The 15984-nt window shown below is 55.8% G+C and carries 13 protein-coding genes; 11 read left to right on the top strand and 2 right to left on the bottom strand.

Features of this window, described 5'->3' with window-relative positions:
- Positions 1–21: 21 nt before the first annotated feature.
- The gene (locus MKY12_RS11915; protein WP_339256017.1) at positions 22–933 is read left to right on the top strand and encodes a PHP domain-containing protein; all 912 of its coding nucleotides are present in this window, start codon (positions 22–24) and stop codon (positions 931–933) included.
- Positions 934–1505: 572 nt separating this feature from the next.
- Here the strand turns inward: MKY12_RS11915 and MKY12_RS11920 are convergent.
- On the bottom strand, positions 1506–3392 hold the full coding sequence (locus MKY12_RS11920; RefSeq protein WP_339313935.1) for an NFACT RNA binding domain-containing protein: 1887 nt from the start codon (positions 3390–3392) through the stop codon (positions 1506–1508).
- Between the two features lie 191 nt (positions 3393–3583).
- Between MKY12_RS11920 and MKY12_RS11925 the strand changes: the two genes are divergently transcribed.
- The 5 genes from MKY12_RS11925 to MKY12_RS11945 all read left to right on the top strand — a co-directional run bounded on the left by MKY12_RS11925 (position 3584) and on the right by MKY12_RS11945 (position 11518).
- On the top strand, positions 3584–6394 hold the full coding sequence (locus tag MKY12_RS11925) for a calcium-translocating P-type ATPase, SERCA-type (RefSeq protein WP_339256021.1): 2811 nt from the start codon (positions 3584–3586) through the stop codon (positions 6392–6394).
- Positions 6395–6509: 115 nt separating this feature from the next.
- Positions 6510–7346, top strand: coding sequence for a diaminopimelate epimerase (gene dapF / locus MKY12_RS11930; protein ID WP_339256023.1), 837 nt, complete (start codon positions 6510–6512; stop codon positions 7344–7346).
- Between the two features lie 168 nt (positions 7347–7514).
- A complete protein-coding gene (locus MKY12_RS11935) occupies positions 7515–9182 on the top strand; it encodes a spore germination protein (protein ID WP_339256025.1) in 1668 nt (555 codons plus the stop codon).
- The gene (locus MKY12_RS11940) at positions 9172–10377 is read left to right on the top strand and encodes a Ger(x)C family spore germination protein (RefSeq protein WP_339256027.1); all 1206 of its coding nucleotides are present in this window, start codon (positions 9172–9174) and stop codon (positions 10375–10377) included. Before MKY12_RS11935 ends, MKY12_RS11940 begins: the two co-directional genes overlap by 11 nt.
- Positions 10378–10417: 40 nt before the next feature.
- Complete coding sequence (locus MKY12_RS11945; RefSeq protein WP_339256029.1) at positions 10418–11518, top strand: GerAB/ArcD/ProY family transporter; 1101 nt, start codon at positions 10418–10420, stop codon at positions 11516–11518.
- Here the strand turns inward: MKY12_RS11945 and MKY12_RS11950 are convergent.
- Positions 11491–11748 carry a hypothetical protein gene (locus MKY12_RS11950; protein ID WP_339256031.1) on the bottom strand — a complete coding sequence of 86 codons (258 nt, stop codon included), beginning with the start codon at positions 11746–11748 and terminating at the stop codon, positions 11491–11493. The genes MKY12_RS11945 and MKY12_RS11950 overlap by 28 nt on opposite strands.
- A 166-nt stretch (positions 11749–11914) precedes the next feature.
- Here MKY12_RS11950 and MKY12_RS11955 point away from each other — a divergent pair, with 166 nt between their 5' ends.
- From MKY12_RS11955 to rpoZ, 5 genes are read left to right on the top strand one after another with little or no spacing between them, the layout of a single operon-like run.
- Positions 11915–13789 (top strand): bifunctional homocysteine S-methyltransferase/methylenetetrahydrofolate reductase, encoded by a 1875-nt coding sequence (locus MKY12_RS11955; RefSeq protein WP_036729413.1) that lies wholly within the window; start codon positions 11915–11917, stop codon positions 13787–13789.
- 38 nt (positions 13790–13827) lie between these two features.
- A complete protein-coding gene (locus tag MKY12_RS11960; RefSeq protein ID WP_339256034.1) occupies positions 13828–14718 on the top strand; it encodes a YicC/YloC family endoribonuclease in 891 nt (296 codons plus the stop codon).
- A 52-nt stretch (positions 14719–14770) separates the two neighbouring features.
- Positions 14771–15031: a DUF370 domain-containing protein gene (locus tag MKY12_RS11965; RefSeq protein WP_006209218.1), complete on the top strand. Its 261-nt coding sequence runs from the start codon at positions 14771–14773 to the stop codon at positions 15029–15031.
- Positions 15032–15049: 18 nt separating this feature from the next.
- Positions 15050–15619: a guanylate kinase gene (gmk, locus tag MKY12_RS11970; RefSeq protein ID WP_036694520.1), complete on the top strand. Its 570-nt coding sequence runs from the start codon at positions 15050–15052 to the stop codon at positions 15617–15619.
- Between the two features lie 55 nt (positions 15620–15674).
- Entirely contained in the window at positions 15675–15875 is a 201-nt protein-coding gene (rpoZ, locus tag MKY12_RS11975; protein WP_036694519.1) for a DNA-directed RNA polymerase subunit omega, read from the top strand.
- Positions 15876–15984 lie beyond the last annotated feature (109 nt).

Raw genomic sequence — 15984 nt, forward strand, 5'->3', positions numbered from 1 at the left:
TTGAAAGAACGGAGGAATTCCATGACAGACCCTACAAGTCATAGCGGGCATTCAGAGGCGGAGTTAGCTACAGCGGGTCTTGCTGATATAGCCGGCAGATGCGACCTGCACACCCATACCCAGGCCTCGGACGGCATGCAGCCGCCGGCAGAGAATGTGCGGCTTGGTTACGACGCTGGATTGGCAGCGTTAGCCATTACCGATCATGATACGGTCAGCGGAGTAGCGGAAGCACTGGAAGCAGGCAAGCGGTACGGGATTACTGTAGTTCCCGGTGTAGAGATCAGCACACGGCAGAGCGGCAAGGAGATCCATGTCCTCGGTTACTATATCGACATAGAACAGGAACTGCTGTTGTCCCGCCTGGAGGAGCAGCGGGGTATCCGGCTCGGGCGTAATGAAGCAATTCTGGAGAAGCTGCGCGGGCTGGGCATTGCGATCACCCTGGAGCAGGTAGTGTCAGGGCTTGGCCGGAAGCTGAAGCCTGATGAGAGCATCGGCCGCCCGCACATCGCGGATGAGCTGGTGCGGCTGGGCGCAGCCGTGGATATGCGGGATGCTTTTGACAAGTATCTGGGTGAAGGGGCGGCGGCCTATGTCTCGCCTCCGCGCATTACCCCGGAGACGGCCTGCCAGTGGATTCGTGAAGCAGGAGGTGCAGCGGTGTTGGCCCATCCGGGAATCTACGGGGATGACGCACTGGTGCGCAGAATCGTGGAGGAATGTGATTTGGACGGCATCGAGGTGTATCATTCCGATCATGGCCCGGCAGAGCATGAGCGCTACCTTGCACTGGCTGCGGAATTCGGCCTACGGGTAACCGGCGGCTCGGATTTCCATGGTGCGCGGCAGGGCGTTGTTTTCCACGGGGATCTCGGCAGTGTGAGTGTGCCTGCCGCTGTGCTGGAGCAGCTTAAGGCTGCCAGAGGCTGACTGTAGGACACAGCAAAGAGCGCAGGATACAAAAACACAAAACGCCAGATACCAGACACAAGACACAAGACACAAGACACAAGACACTAAAAACCTCCGACCCTTAGCGCAGGCGCTACAGGACGGAGGTTTTTTGGTAGGAGCAATCCTTACTGTTAGTAAAGCGCATGATTAGTAAGAGGAAACCACCTACTATTGTGTTCGGTTTTCCGCATACATTTGGCCCCGTGCGCCTTGAGCGAGCCAGATGTATGCTGTTTTCCACATACATTGGGCCCGCGCGCCTTGAGCGAGCCAGATGTATGCTGTTTTCCACATACATTTGGCCCACTCGACTTGAGCGAACTCAATGTATGCTGTTTTCCGCATACATTTGGCCCGTGCGCCTTGAGCGAGCCAGATGTATGCTGTTTTCCACATACATTTGGCCCGTGCGCCTTGAGCGAACCCAATGTATGCTGTTTTCCACATACATTTGGCCCGTGCGCCTTGAGCGAGGATGATGTATGCTGTTTTCCACATACATTTGGCCCGTGCGCCTTGAGCGAACTCATTGCTGTTCGGTTTTCCGCTTAACTCCGCAGCACATTCGGGAGCTGCTTGATCCGCTCTTCATCGGGCGTGACGAAGAGTGTCCGCTGATGATCGTAGATGACGAAGCCCGGCTTGGCTCCGCTCGGCTTGCGCACGTAACGGATGAGCGTACAGTCCACCGGCACACTGCTGGATTGCTTGGCCTGGCTGTAATAGGCGGCGAGCTGAGCAGCTTCCTCCAGGGTGGCATCGCCGAATTCCTCACTGCGGATCACCACATGCGAGCCGGGAATATCCTTGGTATGCAGCCAGGTATCGTTCGGAGCAGCGAGGCGGTTGGTGACATACTCGTTTTGCAGATTGTTTTTGCCGACATAGATGTCAACCCCTTCAGAGGAAGTGAATACCTGCAGCGTAGGTCTGGCAGCCTTCTTTTTCTTCTTGCCTTTTTTGCTGCGGTCGCGGAGATAGCCTTGGCTAACCAGCTCCTCGCGGATCTCCTCAATGTCATTCAGTGAGGCATGGGCTAATTGCTGGAGCAGCAGTTCCATATAGGCAATCTCTTCGTGTGTCTTCTTGACCTGCTCGCCGATCACCCGCAGGCTGTTCTTGTACTTGTTATATTTTTTGAAATACCGCTGTGCATTGTCTGTAGGGCTTAGCAGCGGGTCGAGCGGAACGGTAATCTCCGCCTGATTCTCATCATAGTAGTTTACTAGCTTTGCTTCCTTGTCGCCTTTGTTCACGGTGTGCAGGGAAGCGAACAGCAGCTCGCCCCAGATCCGGAACTGGTCTGCATCCTCGGCTTCGTTCAGATCCTTTTGCAGGTTGGCCAGCTTCTTGATGTTCTTGCTGCGCTCGTTGCTGAGGAAGCGGATCAGGTCGCTAACCCGCTGCTTAACCGTGTCCTTCTCCGCCTTGTCCCCGTAATAATCCTCCAGGCACAAGCTTATGGAGCTGTAATGCTTCACATTCCCGCTCATGAGCTTCAGCGGAATGGCCGAGAATACCGGCTTGCCCTTGGCATTCCAACCGGTGACTGGAGCGAATTCCAACTTGCTGACCGGCTCCATGACGGAATGGAAGGCTTCCCAGAGCTGATCGGGCTTATCCATCCCGCTGCTGAAATCCTCAGCTTCTCCGCCTATCTCCTTGTACCGGTGGAGGATCTCTCCGGCGATCAGCGGACTCAGGCCGCTGAAGGCGTGTACCAGCCAGCCGGCCGGATCGGCTGAAGGGGCCGGGCCGCCGGAGCCGTCAGCCTGCGGTGCCTCAAGTGAGGCCAGCAGTCCGGCGATCTCGCCCTCGATCATATCCTCCTCCGGCTCCTGAGGATGCTCGGCGGCGTAGCGGGCCGCTTCCTCTGCCGAGGCTATCAGGGTAAGGAAATCCGGCTGGCTGATCTGCAGCGGATTCAGCTTATGCTGCTGCGGCGGCTGGGTATAAGCCGCTCCCGGCATAACGACCCGGTAGCTGCTGATTGACGGGGTGACATGATGAATGCCGTCGATAATCGTCCCCGTGGCCAGCTCGGTCAGAATGATGTTGCTGTGGCGTCCCATCAGCTCGATGATGATTTTTTTGGCGGAGACATCCCCCAGCTCATCCCGTGTTCTGATGGTGATATGAATAATTCGTTCAAGCCCCACCTGGGTAATGCTCTCGATGGTGCCGCCTTCACAATGCTTGCGCATCAGCATGCAGAACATCGGCGCTTCCGCCGGGTTGATGCTGCTTCTCTCGGTCAGGTGCAGCCGGGGGTAGGTCGGGTTCGCCGACAGCAGCAGCTTGCCGCCGCCGCCCGCACCGCGCAGGGTGAAGATGAGGTCATGTGTGCTGGGTTGATATATTTTGCCGACGCGTGCACCGATGAAGGGCTGAAGCTCATGCACGATCGCTTGGGTAACAATGCCGTCTAATGCCATGATAAGGTTCTCCTGTCGCCTGATAATAAAGTACTCCCTCTATGATGCCATACTTTTACCGGTTCGCGCAAAAGGAGAAACCCAGATGCGGTGATATTTTGGGACGACCATGAATACACTTGGACATGAACAGGTGGAAAAGCTGTGCGCCGCCGGAAGTCAAGAAACGACCGGGAGGGGAAAGATTAGTTATGGAACAAAAAAGCTGGCACCGGCTCGGTGCAGAGGAGCTGCAGGAGATGTTCGGCGTTCAGCCGGGAACGGGGCTAAGCGCCGAGGACGCCGCCGCAAGACTCAAAGAGAGCGGGTACAATGAGCTGTCTGAGGGCAAAAGGGTATCACCTTTTACGCTGCTGCTCAATCAGTTCAAGGATTTCATGGTACTGGTGCTGATGGGGGCGACTCTGGTATCCGGCCTGCTCGGCGAATACTTAGACGCCATTACGATTATCGCGATTATTCTGCTTAACGGGGTACTCGGATTCGTGCAGGAGTTCCGCGCCGAGCGTTCGTTAAGAGCACTGAAGCAGCTCTCCGCGCCTACGGCCAAAGTGATGCGCGGCGGGAAGCAGGAGGTGCTTCCCGCCAGAATGCTGGTCCCCGGAGATATCGTCCTGCTGGAGAGCGGGGACCGGATACCGGCAGATGTCCGCTGGCTGCAGTGCAGCAGCATCTATGCCGAAGAGTCAGCGCTGACAGGGGAGTCGCTGCCGGTCTCCAAGCATGCCTCGGCGATCTATGCTGAAGACATCCCGCTGGGCGATCAGAAGAATATCGGCTTCATGGGTACGATGGTGACCCGGGGAACCGGCCGGGCTGTGGTCATCCGCACCGGTATGGCTACCGAGATGGGCAAGATTGCCGATCTGATCCAGAACACCGAATCCCAGGAGACCCCGCTGCAGCACCGTCTGGAGCAGCTTGGCAAGATTCTGATCTACGTCTCACTGGGGCTGACCATTGTTGTGGTCCTGGCAGGAATTATGCATGGTCAGCCGGCAACGGCGATGTTCCTGGCCGGGGTGAGTCTGGCGGTGGCAGCTATTCCCGAAGGACTTCCGGCCATTGTGACGATTGCGCTTGCGCTGGGTGTCCAGCGGATGATCAAGCGCAAGGCGATTGTCCGCAAGCTGCCTTCGGTAGAGACGTTGGGCTGCGCCTCCGTCATCTGCTCGGATAAGACAGGAACCCTGACGCAGAACAAAATGACAGTCACCCAGCTCTGGAACGCCGGACGGACCCTTGAGGTATCAGGGGAAGGTTATGCTCCGGTAGGAAGTGTGCTCCAGAAAGGCCGGCCCGTTGATCTGAAGAATGACCAGAGTCTCCGGCGCATGCTTCAGGTGGGTGCATTATGCAGCAACGCAGAGATTTATGAGAGCTTCCCCGACACGCGCAGCAAAAAGAAAGGCAAAGGCGCAGAGGCCGATAAAGGGGCTAACGCTCAGCCGGTCTGGGAACTGAAGGGCGATCCTACGGAAGGTGCGCTGGTCGCTTTGTCTGCCAAGATGGGACTAACTGCCCAAACGCTTGCTGTAACCTATACCCGGGAGACGGAGTTTCCGTTCGATTCTGAACGCAAGCTGATGTCGGTGGTTGTAAATCACCCCGGCGGCCGGATGATCTGCACCAAAGGCGCACCCGATGTGCTCCTGAATTGCTGCACGTATATGCTGTGGGAGGGCGGAGTCGTGCCCTGCACGCCGACCTTGCGCCAGAAGGTGCTGGATGCCAATGAACAGATGGCTTCCGGCGCACTGCGTGTGCTTGGGATGGCTTACCGCGATCTGCGGAGCGGAGAAACGGCCGGCAGCGAGAAGGAGGCGGAGAGCCAGCTTGTCTTCGTGGGCCTGGCCGGGATGATCGATCCGCCGCGCAAGGAAGTGCGCGATGCGATCAGCGTGACCCGCCGGGCAGGCATCAAGACGGTCATGATTACCGGCGACCATGGGACGACCGCAGAGGCGATTGCCCATCAGCTTGGCATTCTGCAGCGCGGCGGCAGGGTTCTGACTGGTAGCGAGCTTACCCGGATGGACGATGATGCGCTCGATAAGGTATCGGACAATGTCTTCGTCTACGCCCGGGTATCTCCGGAGCATAAGCTGCGGATCGTCAAGTCGTTGCAGCGCCACGGCCATGTCGTAGCGATGACTGGCGATGGAGTAAACGATGCGCCTGCAATTAAGGCCGCCGATATCGGGATCTCAATGGGAATCACCGGTACGGATGTGACGAAGGAGGCTTCGGCCCTGGTCCTCGGGGACGATAACTTCTCGACCATCGTGGCCGCCATTGAAGAGGGACGGAATATCTATGAGAATATCCGCAAGTTCATCCGGTATCTGCTGGCCTCGAATGTCGGCGAGATTCTAACCATGTTCTTCGCCATGATGCTCGGGCTGCCGCTGCCGCTGGTTCCGATCCAGATTCTATGGGTCAATCTGGTTACAGACGGCTTACCTGCAATGGCGCTGGGCGTAGACCAGCCGGAGAAGGATCTGATGGAGCACAAGCCACGCGGTGCAAAAGAAAACATCTTTGCCCGGCGGCTGGGCTGGAAGATTGTCAGCCGCGGGCTGCTGATCGGACTCTGTACCCTGGCCGCCTTCTGGCTGACGCTGCGGATTGATCCAGGCAGCGCGCAGCAATTGATCCGCGCGCAGTCGGTTGCTTTTGCCACCCTTGTGATGGCACAGCTCATTCATGTGTTCGACTGCCGCAGCTCGCGCTCGGTCTTCTACCGGAATCCGTTCCAGAACAGATATCTGGTCCTGGCTGTCCTGTCCTCTGTCCTCTTAATGCTGGCTGTAATGTACCTCCCTGTGCTTCAGCCGGTGTTCAAGACCGTTCCGCTCAGCTTCCGTGAATGGTGCCTGGTGCTGGTGATGTCCGGAATCCCGACCTTCCTGATGGGAGCGGGCAGCGTCTGGGGCGGCAAGAAGAACCGCAGCCGCAGCGGTGGACGCCAGATGATAAAAAGTACAAAGTTTTCAGCATAAAATCAATAGCCTCACTCCACTCCTATAAGGTATGCTGGTTTCACTGAGAAGCTTGGTTTATGATGAACCAGGAATGTGGAAACAGCTGATCTTACTTATAGGAGTGGACCTGACAATGGAATTTACTAAAATGCACGGTTTGGGCAATGATTTTATTATCGTATTCGGCGAGGATGAGCTGCCGGGCAATGCCCCGGAGCTGGCAGTTAAGCTGTGCAACCGGTTCTTCGGCATCGGCGCAGACGGACTGGTGTACATTCTCCCTTCGCAGCGCGGCGACTACATGATGCGTATCATGAACTCCGATGGCTCTGAGGCTGAGCAATGCGGCAATGCGATCCGCTGTGTATCCAAATATGTATATGAGCATGGTCTGGTGGAATCGGAGCAGATTGTCATTGAGACGATTGGCGCCGGAGAACAGAAGGTCTCTCTGAAGGTGAAGGACGGGATTGTGGAGAGTGTAACGGTGGATATGGGTGAGCCGGTCCTGTCCGGACTACAGATTCCTGTAGCGATCGACGCGGAGCCTGTGCTCGACCAGCCGATTGAAGCGGACGGCACAGCGTTCAGATTCACCGCAGTCTCCATGGGGAATCCGCATGCAGTCATTTATGTGGATGATGCAGTATCGTTCGATCTCGCAAGCTGGGGACCGAAGCTGGAGGTTCACCCGCTCTTCCCGCGTAAGGTCAATGTGGAGTTCGCCACCGTAGTGAACCGCAGCCACGTGGACATGCGCGTCTGGGAGCGTGGTGCCGGGCCTACCCTGGCCTGCGGAACAGGCGCCTGCGCGACTCTGGTCTCCTCCGTGTTGAACGGAGTGACGGACCGCTCGGCGGTCATCAGCCTGAAGGGCGGCGACTTGTTCATCGAATGGAACGAGAAAGACAATCATGTCTATATGACCGGCCCTGCCCAGGTGGTATATACCGGCTCAGTGGATATCTGATATTTGATTCCCATATAACCACTTGCAATCCCCTGCATGCCAGATGCAGGGGATTTTTTATGTAATTCAGAGCCGGTATGGAACTGGAGTATGAAATGAAAGCCGAATAATGGCAGGCATATCCGCGAATAATAGAACTCTGCATAGAATCAGGGAGGAGGAGCGGAGATGAAGTCAGGGTCCAACCGAAAAGCACGGAATGCGGGAGCAGATACTGCACCGGGACCGGGACAACCTGAGGGTGGTGTTGCCCTGGGCCTTGCGGATACGGTCGCCCAAAGTCTGCTCCATATTCAGACGGAGCTTGGCGGCAGTCCAGATCTCCAGATCCGCAGAATCCAGATCGGGGGAGAACGCCGCCTGGAAGCGGCCGCTGTTCATCTGAGCGGACTGGCGGACCCTGCGGCAGTGAATGAATTCGTACTCGGTTCACTGCTGAATCATACAGAGGAGCTGTTCCTTGACAGAAGGGATGGCGGTGCTGATAGCCGCGGGGAAGAAGCTTCACTTCCGCAGCAGATACTTAGCCGTGCAATGGAGACAGGTGAGGCGCTGCTCCAGGAGGAATGGAAGGAGATCATGCTTGCTATTCTCTCCGGGGACACTGCGATTCTGCTGGAGGGCTGCCGGGCAGCGATTCTGTGCGGGACCAGGGGCGGGGAGCAGCGGGCGGTCAGTGAGCCAACCTCCCAGCTCGTGGTACGGGGGCCAAAGGACGGGTTCGTCGAGTCAGTGGCCACGAACATCGCCCTGATCCGCCGCAGAATCAAATCGGCCAAGCTGCACCTGGAGGTCTTGAAGCTCGGCTCGGAGACCCATACCCATGTGGCGATGATGTACATGAAGGGGATTGCGGGGGAGGATCTGATCCGCGAAGCCAGAGACCGGCTGAACAAGATTTCCATCAATGAGATTCTGGAATCGGGGTACATCGAGGAATTAATTCAGGACAAGACCTTCACGCCGTTTCCTACGATCTACAATACGGAACGGCCGGATGTGGCTGCAGGCAATCTGCTCGAAGGCCGGGTGGTAATTATCGTGGACGGAACGCCGTTTGTACTGATTCTTCCGGCGGTGTTTACGCAGTTTTTTCAATCTGCCGAGGATTATTCCCAACGGTTCGACATTACCATATTGATGCGGCTGGTCCGTTATTTGAGCTTCCTCGTGCTGATTCTGGGTCCTTCGGTGTACCTTGCGCTGACTACCTATCATTATGAGATGATTCCGACGACGCTGCTGATCAATCTGCTCTCCCAGCGGGAGAATGTGCCCTTCCCGGCCTTTGTGGAACTGCTCTTGATGGAGCTGGCCTTTGAAATCCTGCGCGAAGCCGGGGTACGCATGCCGCGTGCCATCGGGCAGACGGTCTCTGTGGTCGGTGCACTTATCCTGGGAACGGCGGTGGTAGAGGCCGGGATTATTGCGCCCATCATGGTCATCGTCGTAGCGTTGACCGGGATTGCCAGCTTTGCCCTTCCGGCGTACAACCTGGCGATTGCCGGGAGAATTATCCGGTTTGCTTTTCTGATCATGGCCAGTATATTCGGCTTCTATGGAATTACTCTGGGCCTGATCCTGCTGGTGGCACATATGAGCAGCCTAAGATCCTTCGGTGTTCCTTATCTCTTCCCCTTCGTGCCGCTCTCCATTAAAGGGCATAAGGACACACTGTTCAGAATGCCGCTCTGGCTGAACGGCGCGGACAAGCCGCCGGCACAAATGCGCGAGGAAATGCCGGACTACATGCTGCTAACGACTGGTCATGAAGAGCAGCTCCCCCCGTTAATCCGCAAGAATAGCAGGACTGAGGAGGAGAACCGTGAGGAATAGAATCTTCGGCGGCATAGGTGTACTGTTTGTCCTTCCAATGCTGCTGCTTACCGGCTGCTGGGACAGTGTTGAACTCAACCGGCGGGCAATTGTCTCGGGGGTAGCGATCGACAAGGGCGACTCTGAGGCAGAGCGGTACAAGCTGTCCTTTCAAGTGATTGTGGCGGAGGAAATCTCCGGAGAGAAGAGCAGAGGTATATCGCCGGTTGCGCTGTACACAGGAACAGGCCGCACGATGTTCGAGGCGCTGGCAGACGCTTCCCGCCAGACGGCACGCTTCCTCTCCCTGGGACATGTGCGGGTGCTGGTGATCTCGGAGGCGTTCGCCCGCGAAGGCATCAAGGACCTTCTGGATGTGCTGGAGCGGGAGAGCGATACCCGGCTGAACAGCCTGATTTTCATCTCCAAGGGACAGCCTGCGCGTGAGATCATGTCCACAATGACCGTGTTCAGCAAAATCCCGGCCAATGATCTTGTGGAGAAGCTGGAGACGACCTCCAAGCAGTTCGGCTATAACTTCCGGATGGCCGTGGATGATGTGATCCGGGGCATTCAGATCAGAGGAGGCGGTCCGGTGATCAACGGGGTATACACCAGAGGAGAGTGGACTCCCTCATCGGGCAGCAATGACAGCCTGAAGAATATCGAACCCCGGTCGATCCTGAGAGTCTCCTCCCTTGCGGCATTCAAGGATGACAAGCTGAAGGGCTGGCTTACGGGTGACGCTGCTCTCGGTACCGTTCTTTTGCATAATCGGATCAAAGAGTTCCCGGTTCTGCTCAAGCAGCAGGAGGGCCGTTATCTCTCCTTCAACATCTATCAGTCCCAGGTGTCACTTGCCGTCGAGTCGTCTGACCCGGAGCATCCTGTCTTTACGGTCAAAATCACGCAGCAGGCTGCGCTCAAGGAAGCTCCGAATCCGCTCGATCTTACCTCGCCTAAAGTGCTGGAAGAGCTGTCAGACCGGCTCATAAAAGAAAGCGTCAAGCATATCCAAGCAGCCATAAGCACAGCCAAAGAATTGGGCAGTGATTATCTCGGCTTTGGACGGGCATTGCAGCGGAAGGATCCGCGCGGCTGGAAGAAGGTCAGGGACCACTGGGAGGACGTATTCGCAGACTGTGAAATCCGGTTCGATGCGGATGTAGTCATCCGGCATACGGATATGCGCAGCAACTCTTTTCAGATTCATTAAGTCTGCCGGTAAGGTAACCGGGTGGGGAGGACCACAGAATATGGGTAAGGTCAAAATCGGACTCGTCGAATTCTTCAGCCTGACGGTGCTGTTCGAGCTGGGCACGGCGCTGGTGGTTAATCTGGGAATGGGGGCAGGCCGGGATGCCTGGCTCTCGATCCTGCTCGGCTGCGCGGCGGGGCTGATGATGTTCACGGGATACGCCTATCTGTACCGCAAGCATCCGGACCAGCCTTTTACAGCTTATACACGGCAAATTCTCGGAAAATATATCGGGGCACCTGTAGGCCTGCTCTACATTATTCTCTACATAAACCTGGCCGCCAGGGATTTGCGCGATGGCAGCACCATGCTCGCAATGTCAACCATGCATCATACTCCGCTGTTTATCTTAAGCACCCTGATGCTGCTCTCGGGAGCTTATGTGCTGCATAAGGGGTTGGAGGTGCTGAGCAGAACGTCCATGGTATTTGCGTTTGTCGTTCTGGGGATCGGCCTGTTCGGGACCGTGATGCTGATACTCTCCGGTACGATTAATCTGCACAGACTGCTGCCTGTACTGGAGAATGGCTTTCAGCCCGTGCTTCGCTCGGTGATTCATCAGAATTATATGTTTCCGTTCGGGGAGATGGTGTGCTTCACGATGCTGATGCCGTACCTGTCCAGTGTCAAAAAAGGGCCTTGGATTATCGCCGCCGCCATGGTGTTCTCCGCGCTGCTGCTCAGCTTCACCATGGCGCTGAATGTTTCGGTTCTGGGTGCTGATATTGTAGAGCGTTCGCCGCTCCCGCTGATGCCGACAATCAGCAAGATCTCCATTTCGGATATCATCCAGCGGGTGGATATTTTCGTGGTGATGGTGCTGATCATCGGGGTGTTTTTCAAAATGGCTGTCTTCTTCGCTGCCGCGCTTATCGGAATTTCGGACCTCTTCAAGATACCGTACCGGAAAATGCTCTATCCCTGTGCGCTGATTATCCTCTTCACCTCGATGCTGGATGCACGAAGCTTCATTGAACATCTGGATGAGGGCGGGACCCTGCTGTACAAGGTGTATCCCTATTTAATGATAGTCGTTCCGGCGCTGCTGGTAATAGTAACGGCGGTCCGCGATCATTTCTCCGCCCCCCGGCCGGGCTGACGGCCGCTAACCCAATAGATGACATCAGGTATGATAAGGAGCAGCACCAGCACAGCCGCAGTCAGCTTCTCCGAGGTAGTATAGAGCAGATAATTCAGTATATAGCGGATATTCTCCGTGCCGTAGCCGAACATCCAGTCCAGCATGTACAGGTACAGCAGCGAGAGCGCCGACAGCAGGAGGATTACGGCATATTTGCGCAGCAGCAGTTTTCTTATTTTTTTCTTCATTCTTACAGTCTCCTTCTGGCAAGATTAAGCGTAGTATGAATCATTTGCCGGACTGGCATACAAGAATAACGGACGGTCGCCTCTTTTGCCTGCTAAAGCTTATCATCCATCCCGATTTATGTTACATTAGTATGAAACTAATGTCAGTCAAGGGGAGGTTCTTGCGGTGAAGCCGGATTTGCGCTCTGCATGGGAGAACAATGTGTTGGTCGGAGACGGAGCGATGGGAACCTTTTTGTATCAAAAGGGTTTCCCTGTCGGCATCTCCTACGAGGAATTGAATCTGACCTCACCGGAGGTCATTGAGGATGTGCACCGGAGCTATATCAATGCAGGTGCTGTACTGCTGGAGAGTAATACCTATTCCGCGAACTACGACAAGCTGTCCAAGTTCGGACTGGAAGCCAAGGTAGCGGATATCAACCGGGCAGGAGTCCGCATTGCCCGCCGGGCTGCAGGCGAGAATGGTTATGTAGTCGGAGCCATCGGCTCGATCCGCGCAGGCAAACGGGCGAATCTGTCCTCCTCCGAGCTGAAGAAGTTCTTCTCGCAGCAGATTGCCGCGCTTCTGGAGGAAGCGCCGGACGGGATCATGCTGGAGACCTTCTATGATGTCGAGGAGCTTCATCTGGCGCTGAAGGCTGTGCGTAAGCTCAGTACGCTGCCGGTAATCTGCCAGCTGGCTGTGGACGATTCGGCGCGGACGCTGGATGGATTAACCCTGCCGGAAGCGTTCCATATTCTGCAGCAGGACGGAGCCGATGTGATCGGCTTCAACTGCAACACCGGACCGAACGGGATCAAGCGTGCGCTGGGTACGCTACAGGGCAAGCTGGCGCTGCCGGTGTCGATCTATCCGAATGCGGGGGTAGCCGATTATGTAGACGGCCAGTACCGCTATGGCGCCTCGCCGGAGTATTTCGGACAGATGGCTCCGGTGTTCGCGGATATGGGCAGCCGGATTATCGGGGGCTGCTGCGGGACTACCCCCAAGCATATCGCTGAGATCTCCGCTGCCCTGAAGGGCTATGTGGTGGAGCCGCTGCCTGAGCCCGCTGCCTTCAGTGCGCCTGAGAGAATTGCGGTGCAGGAGCATCTGGCGGATGACGGGGGACAGGGAGGCGGCGAACCGACGCTTGTCGATCTGGTCAAGGAACGCCACACCGTTATCGTAGAGCTTGACCCTCCGCGCGATCTGGACATCGCGAAGTTCATGAAGGGGGCAGAGGCGCTGCGCCGGGCCGGAGCCGATGCGCTGACGCTGGCTGATAATTCGCTTGCTGTCACCCGGATGAGCAATATGGCGCTGGGGCATCTGGTGCAGGCCCGCACAGGCCTGCGGCCGCTGGTGCATATTGCCTGCCGTGACCGCAATCTGATTGGCACCCAGTCGCATCTGATGGGCTTCGACGCGCTGGGGATTGACCATGTGCTGGCCGTGACCGGAGATCCTGCCCGGTTCGGGGATTTGCCCGGCTCAAGCTCGATCTATGACCTGACTTCATTTGAAATTATACGTATGATTAAGCAGCTCAATGACGGCGTGGCCTTCTCCGGCAAGCCGCTCAAGCAGAACGCGAAGTTCGTCATCGGCGCAGCGTTCAATCCCAATGTCAAGCATCTGGACAAAGCGGTCGAGCGCCTGGAGAAGAAGATTGCCTCGGGTGCGGATTATATTATGACCCAGCCTGTGTATGATCCTGAATTGATTGCCCGGATTGCCAAGGCTACTGAGCACCTGGATATTCCGATCTTCATCGGCATTATGCCGCTGGCCAGCGGACGCAATGCAGAGTATCTGCACAATGAGGTTCCCGGCATTCAGCTCTCCGCCGAGGTCCGCAGCCGGATGGCCGGACTCGAAGGCGAAGCGGGACGGGCCGAAGGGGTGCTGATCGCCAAGGAGCTGCTGGATGCGGCTATTGCACATTTTAACGGAATCTATCTGATTACGCCGTTTATGTTCTATGATATGAGCGTGCAGCTGCTGGAGTATATTTGGGAGAAGCAGGGACGTAAGTTATCCCCCTTGTTTCGCTAGTAATAATCAATTACAATAGTGTAATGGATGTGATTCCGTTGTCATATAGTATGACCGGATACGGTCAGTCAGCCCTGGAATACGGCGGACACAAGATAACGTTCGAGGTCAAATCGGTGAATAACCGGTACTGCGAAGTTGTGCTGCGGTTGCCCAGGGAATGGACGGGGTATGAGGATAGGCTGCGCAGAATGGTTCAGGCTCATATCAGACGGGGACGGGTAGATGTTATTATTAATAGAGAACTCACCGACGGGGCGGCTGACACGCATGTGCTGGACCGCCGCAGGGTGAGCTCCTATCTTGATGCAGCGGAGGTACTGGTCCGGGAGTATGGCTTCAAGGGAGAGTTGTCCCTGCGGGATATCCTTGCTATGCCCGGTGTAATGGAACCGAAGGAAGAGACGGCTGTTGCTGACTCCTCCGGAGAACTTGCAGATCTTCTGGAGCAGGGTCTCCAGCTTGGTCTGGAGGCCCTGCTGGAGATGCGCGGACGGGAAGGCTCCTATTTGGCGGCCGATCTGACGCGCAGACTTGACCGTCTGGAAGAGCTGCATGCCGGAATCAGCAGATATGCGCCTCTGGTTGTGGAGGAGCAGCGCGAGAAGCTGCGGCAACGGCTTAACCTGCTGAATGACGGGAGCTTCCCCTGGGATGAGCATAAATTCGGCATGGAGATGGCTATTTTCGCCGACCGCTGCAATATAGATGAGGAGCTGACCCGGCTTCACAGCCATTTCGGCCAGTGCCGGGCCTTGCTGCTGGGCAGCGAGCCTGCCGGACGCAAGCTTGATTTTCTCATCCAGGAGATGAACAGGGAGACCAACACAATAGGGTCGAAATGCAGTCATCTGGCGGTTGTGAATCTGACGCTTGATATGAAGGCGGAGCTCGAGAAGATTCGGGAGCAGGCGGCGAACCTGGAATGACAGGAACCAGGGAGCAAGCTATGATGTTACTTATGGGGGGAACAACCGGAACATGGCAATCAAATTAATCAACATCGGCTTTGGGAATATCGTGTCAGCGAACCGCATTATTTCCATTGTCAGCCCGGAATCGGCACCGATTAAGAGAATTATCCAGGAGGCCAGAGACAGGCATATGCTGATCGATGCCACCTACGGGAGGCGGACGCGGGCTGTCATTATTACCGACAGCGACCATGTGATTCTCTCGGCTGTACAGCCTGAGACGGTAGCTCACCGCCTATCCAGCAAAGACGACGATAACGACGAATAACAACAATTGGAGTGTACTATGTCAAAAGGATTGCTGATTATACTATCCGGCCCTTCCGGTGTCGGCAAAGGTACGGTATGCACAGCGCTGCGGCCGAAGATGCCTGAACTCGTCTATTCCGTTTCTGCCACCACACGCTCTCCGCGTGCAGGTGAAGAGAACGGAGTCAATTATTTTTTCAAATCCAGAGAGCAGTTCGCCGATATGATTGAAGGCGACAAGCTGCTGGAATATGCGGAGTACGTAGGCAATTATTACGGTACTCCGCGTGACTTTGTAGAGAGAACACTTGAGAGCGGAAGAGATATTATTCTGGAGATCGAGGTTCAGGGAGCTCTCAAGGTCAAAGAGAAATTTCCCGAAGGGATCTTTGTATTCCTTCTTCCCCCGTCCATGGACGAGTTGAAGGACCGTATTCGCGGACGCGGAACAGAGCATCCTGATGTAATCAGTCACCGCATGTCTGTGGCAGAAGACGAGATCGGTTTGATCCGGCATTATGATTATGCCGTGGTGAATGATGAGATTGATCTGGCCTGCAAGCGAATAGAAAGCATTATTATCGCCGAACATTGTAAGGTGCGATGAACAAGTTCTACAGGATTGGTCCATATTTACAGTAAAAGATGAAGAGGTGCCTTACATGCTATATCCATCCATTGACGAATTGGTGACTAAGGTCGACAGCAAGTATTCCCTGGTAGTCGCTTCAGCCCGCCGGGCCAGAGCACTCCGTGAAGGCGGCAAGACCGATATCGTTGCGCCTAAATCGCATAAGTATGTCGGTGTTGCACTTGAAGAAATCTATGAAGACCGTATTATAGTAACGCGCGGCGAGGAATAGTCCCCTGAAATGGTGCCGTCCCTTGAATAAGGGCGGCGCAGCCGTTTCTGCCCGCTTAAGCTGCACAATGAAGTGATAATGGCCCGTACCGGGCTGTTCCTGACAACCG

Source organism: Paenibacillus sp. FSL M7-0896 (assembly GCF_037975415.1).
In the GTDB taxonomy this organism is placed as follows: Bacteria; Bacillota; Bacilli; order Paenibacillales; family Paenibacillaceae; genus Paenibacillus_AQ; species Paenibacillus_AQ silagei.

Excerpts from the sequence above, each read along its gene's own strand:
- MKY12_RS11915 (WP_339256017.1), top strand. The coding sequence starts at position 22 with ATGACAGACCCTACAAGTCATAGCGGGCATTCAGAGGCGGAGTTAGCT.
- MKY12_RS11920 (WP_339313935.1), bottom strand. The coding sequence starts at position 3,392 with ATGGCATTAGACGGCATTGTTACCCAAGCGATCGTGCATGAGCTTCAG.
- MKY12_RS11925 (WP_339256021.1), top strand. The coding sequence starts at position 3,584 with ATGGAACAAAAAAGCTGGCACCGGCTCGGTGCAGAGGAGCTGCAGGAG.
- dapF (WP_339256023.1), top strand. The coding sequence starts at position 6,510 with ATGGAATTTACTAAAATGCACGGTTTGGGCAATGATTTTATTATCGTA.
- MKY12_RS11935 (WP_339256025.1), top strand. The coding sequence starts at position 7,515 with ATGAAGTCAGGGTCCAACCGAAAAGCACGGAATGCGGGAGCAGATACT.
- MKY12_RS11945 (WP_339256029.1), top strand. The coding sequence starts at position 10,418 with ATGGGTAAGGTCAAAATCGGACTCGTCGAATTCTTCAGCCTGACGGTG.
- MKY12_RS11950 (WP_339256031.1), bottom strand. The coding sequence starts at position 11,748 with ATGAAGAAAAAAATAAGAAAACTGCTGCTGCGCAAATATGCCGTAATC.
- MKY12_RS11965 (WP_006209218.1), top strand. The coding sequence starts at position 14,771 with ATGGCAATCAAATTAATCAACATCGGCTTTGGGAATATCGTGTCAGCG.
- gmk (WP_036694520.1), top strand. The coding sequence starts at position 15,050 with ATGTCAAAAGGATTGCTGATTATACTATCCGGCCCTTCCGGTGTCGGC.
- rpoZ (WP_036694519.1), top strand. The coding sequence starts at position 15,675 with ATGCTATATCCATCCATTGACGAATTGGTGACTAAGGTCGACAGCAAG.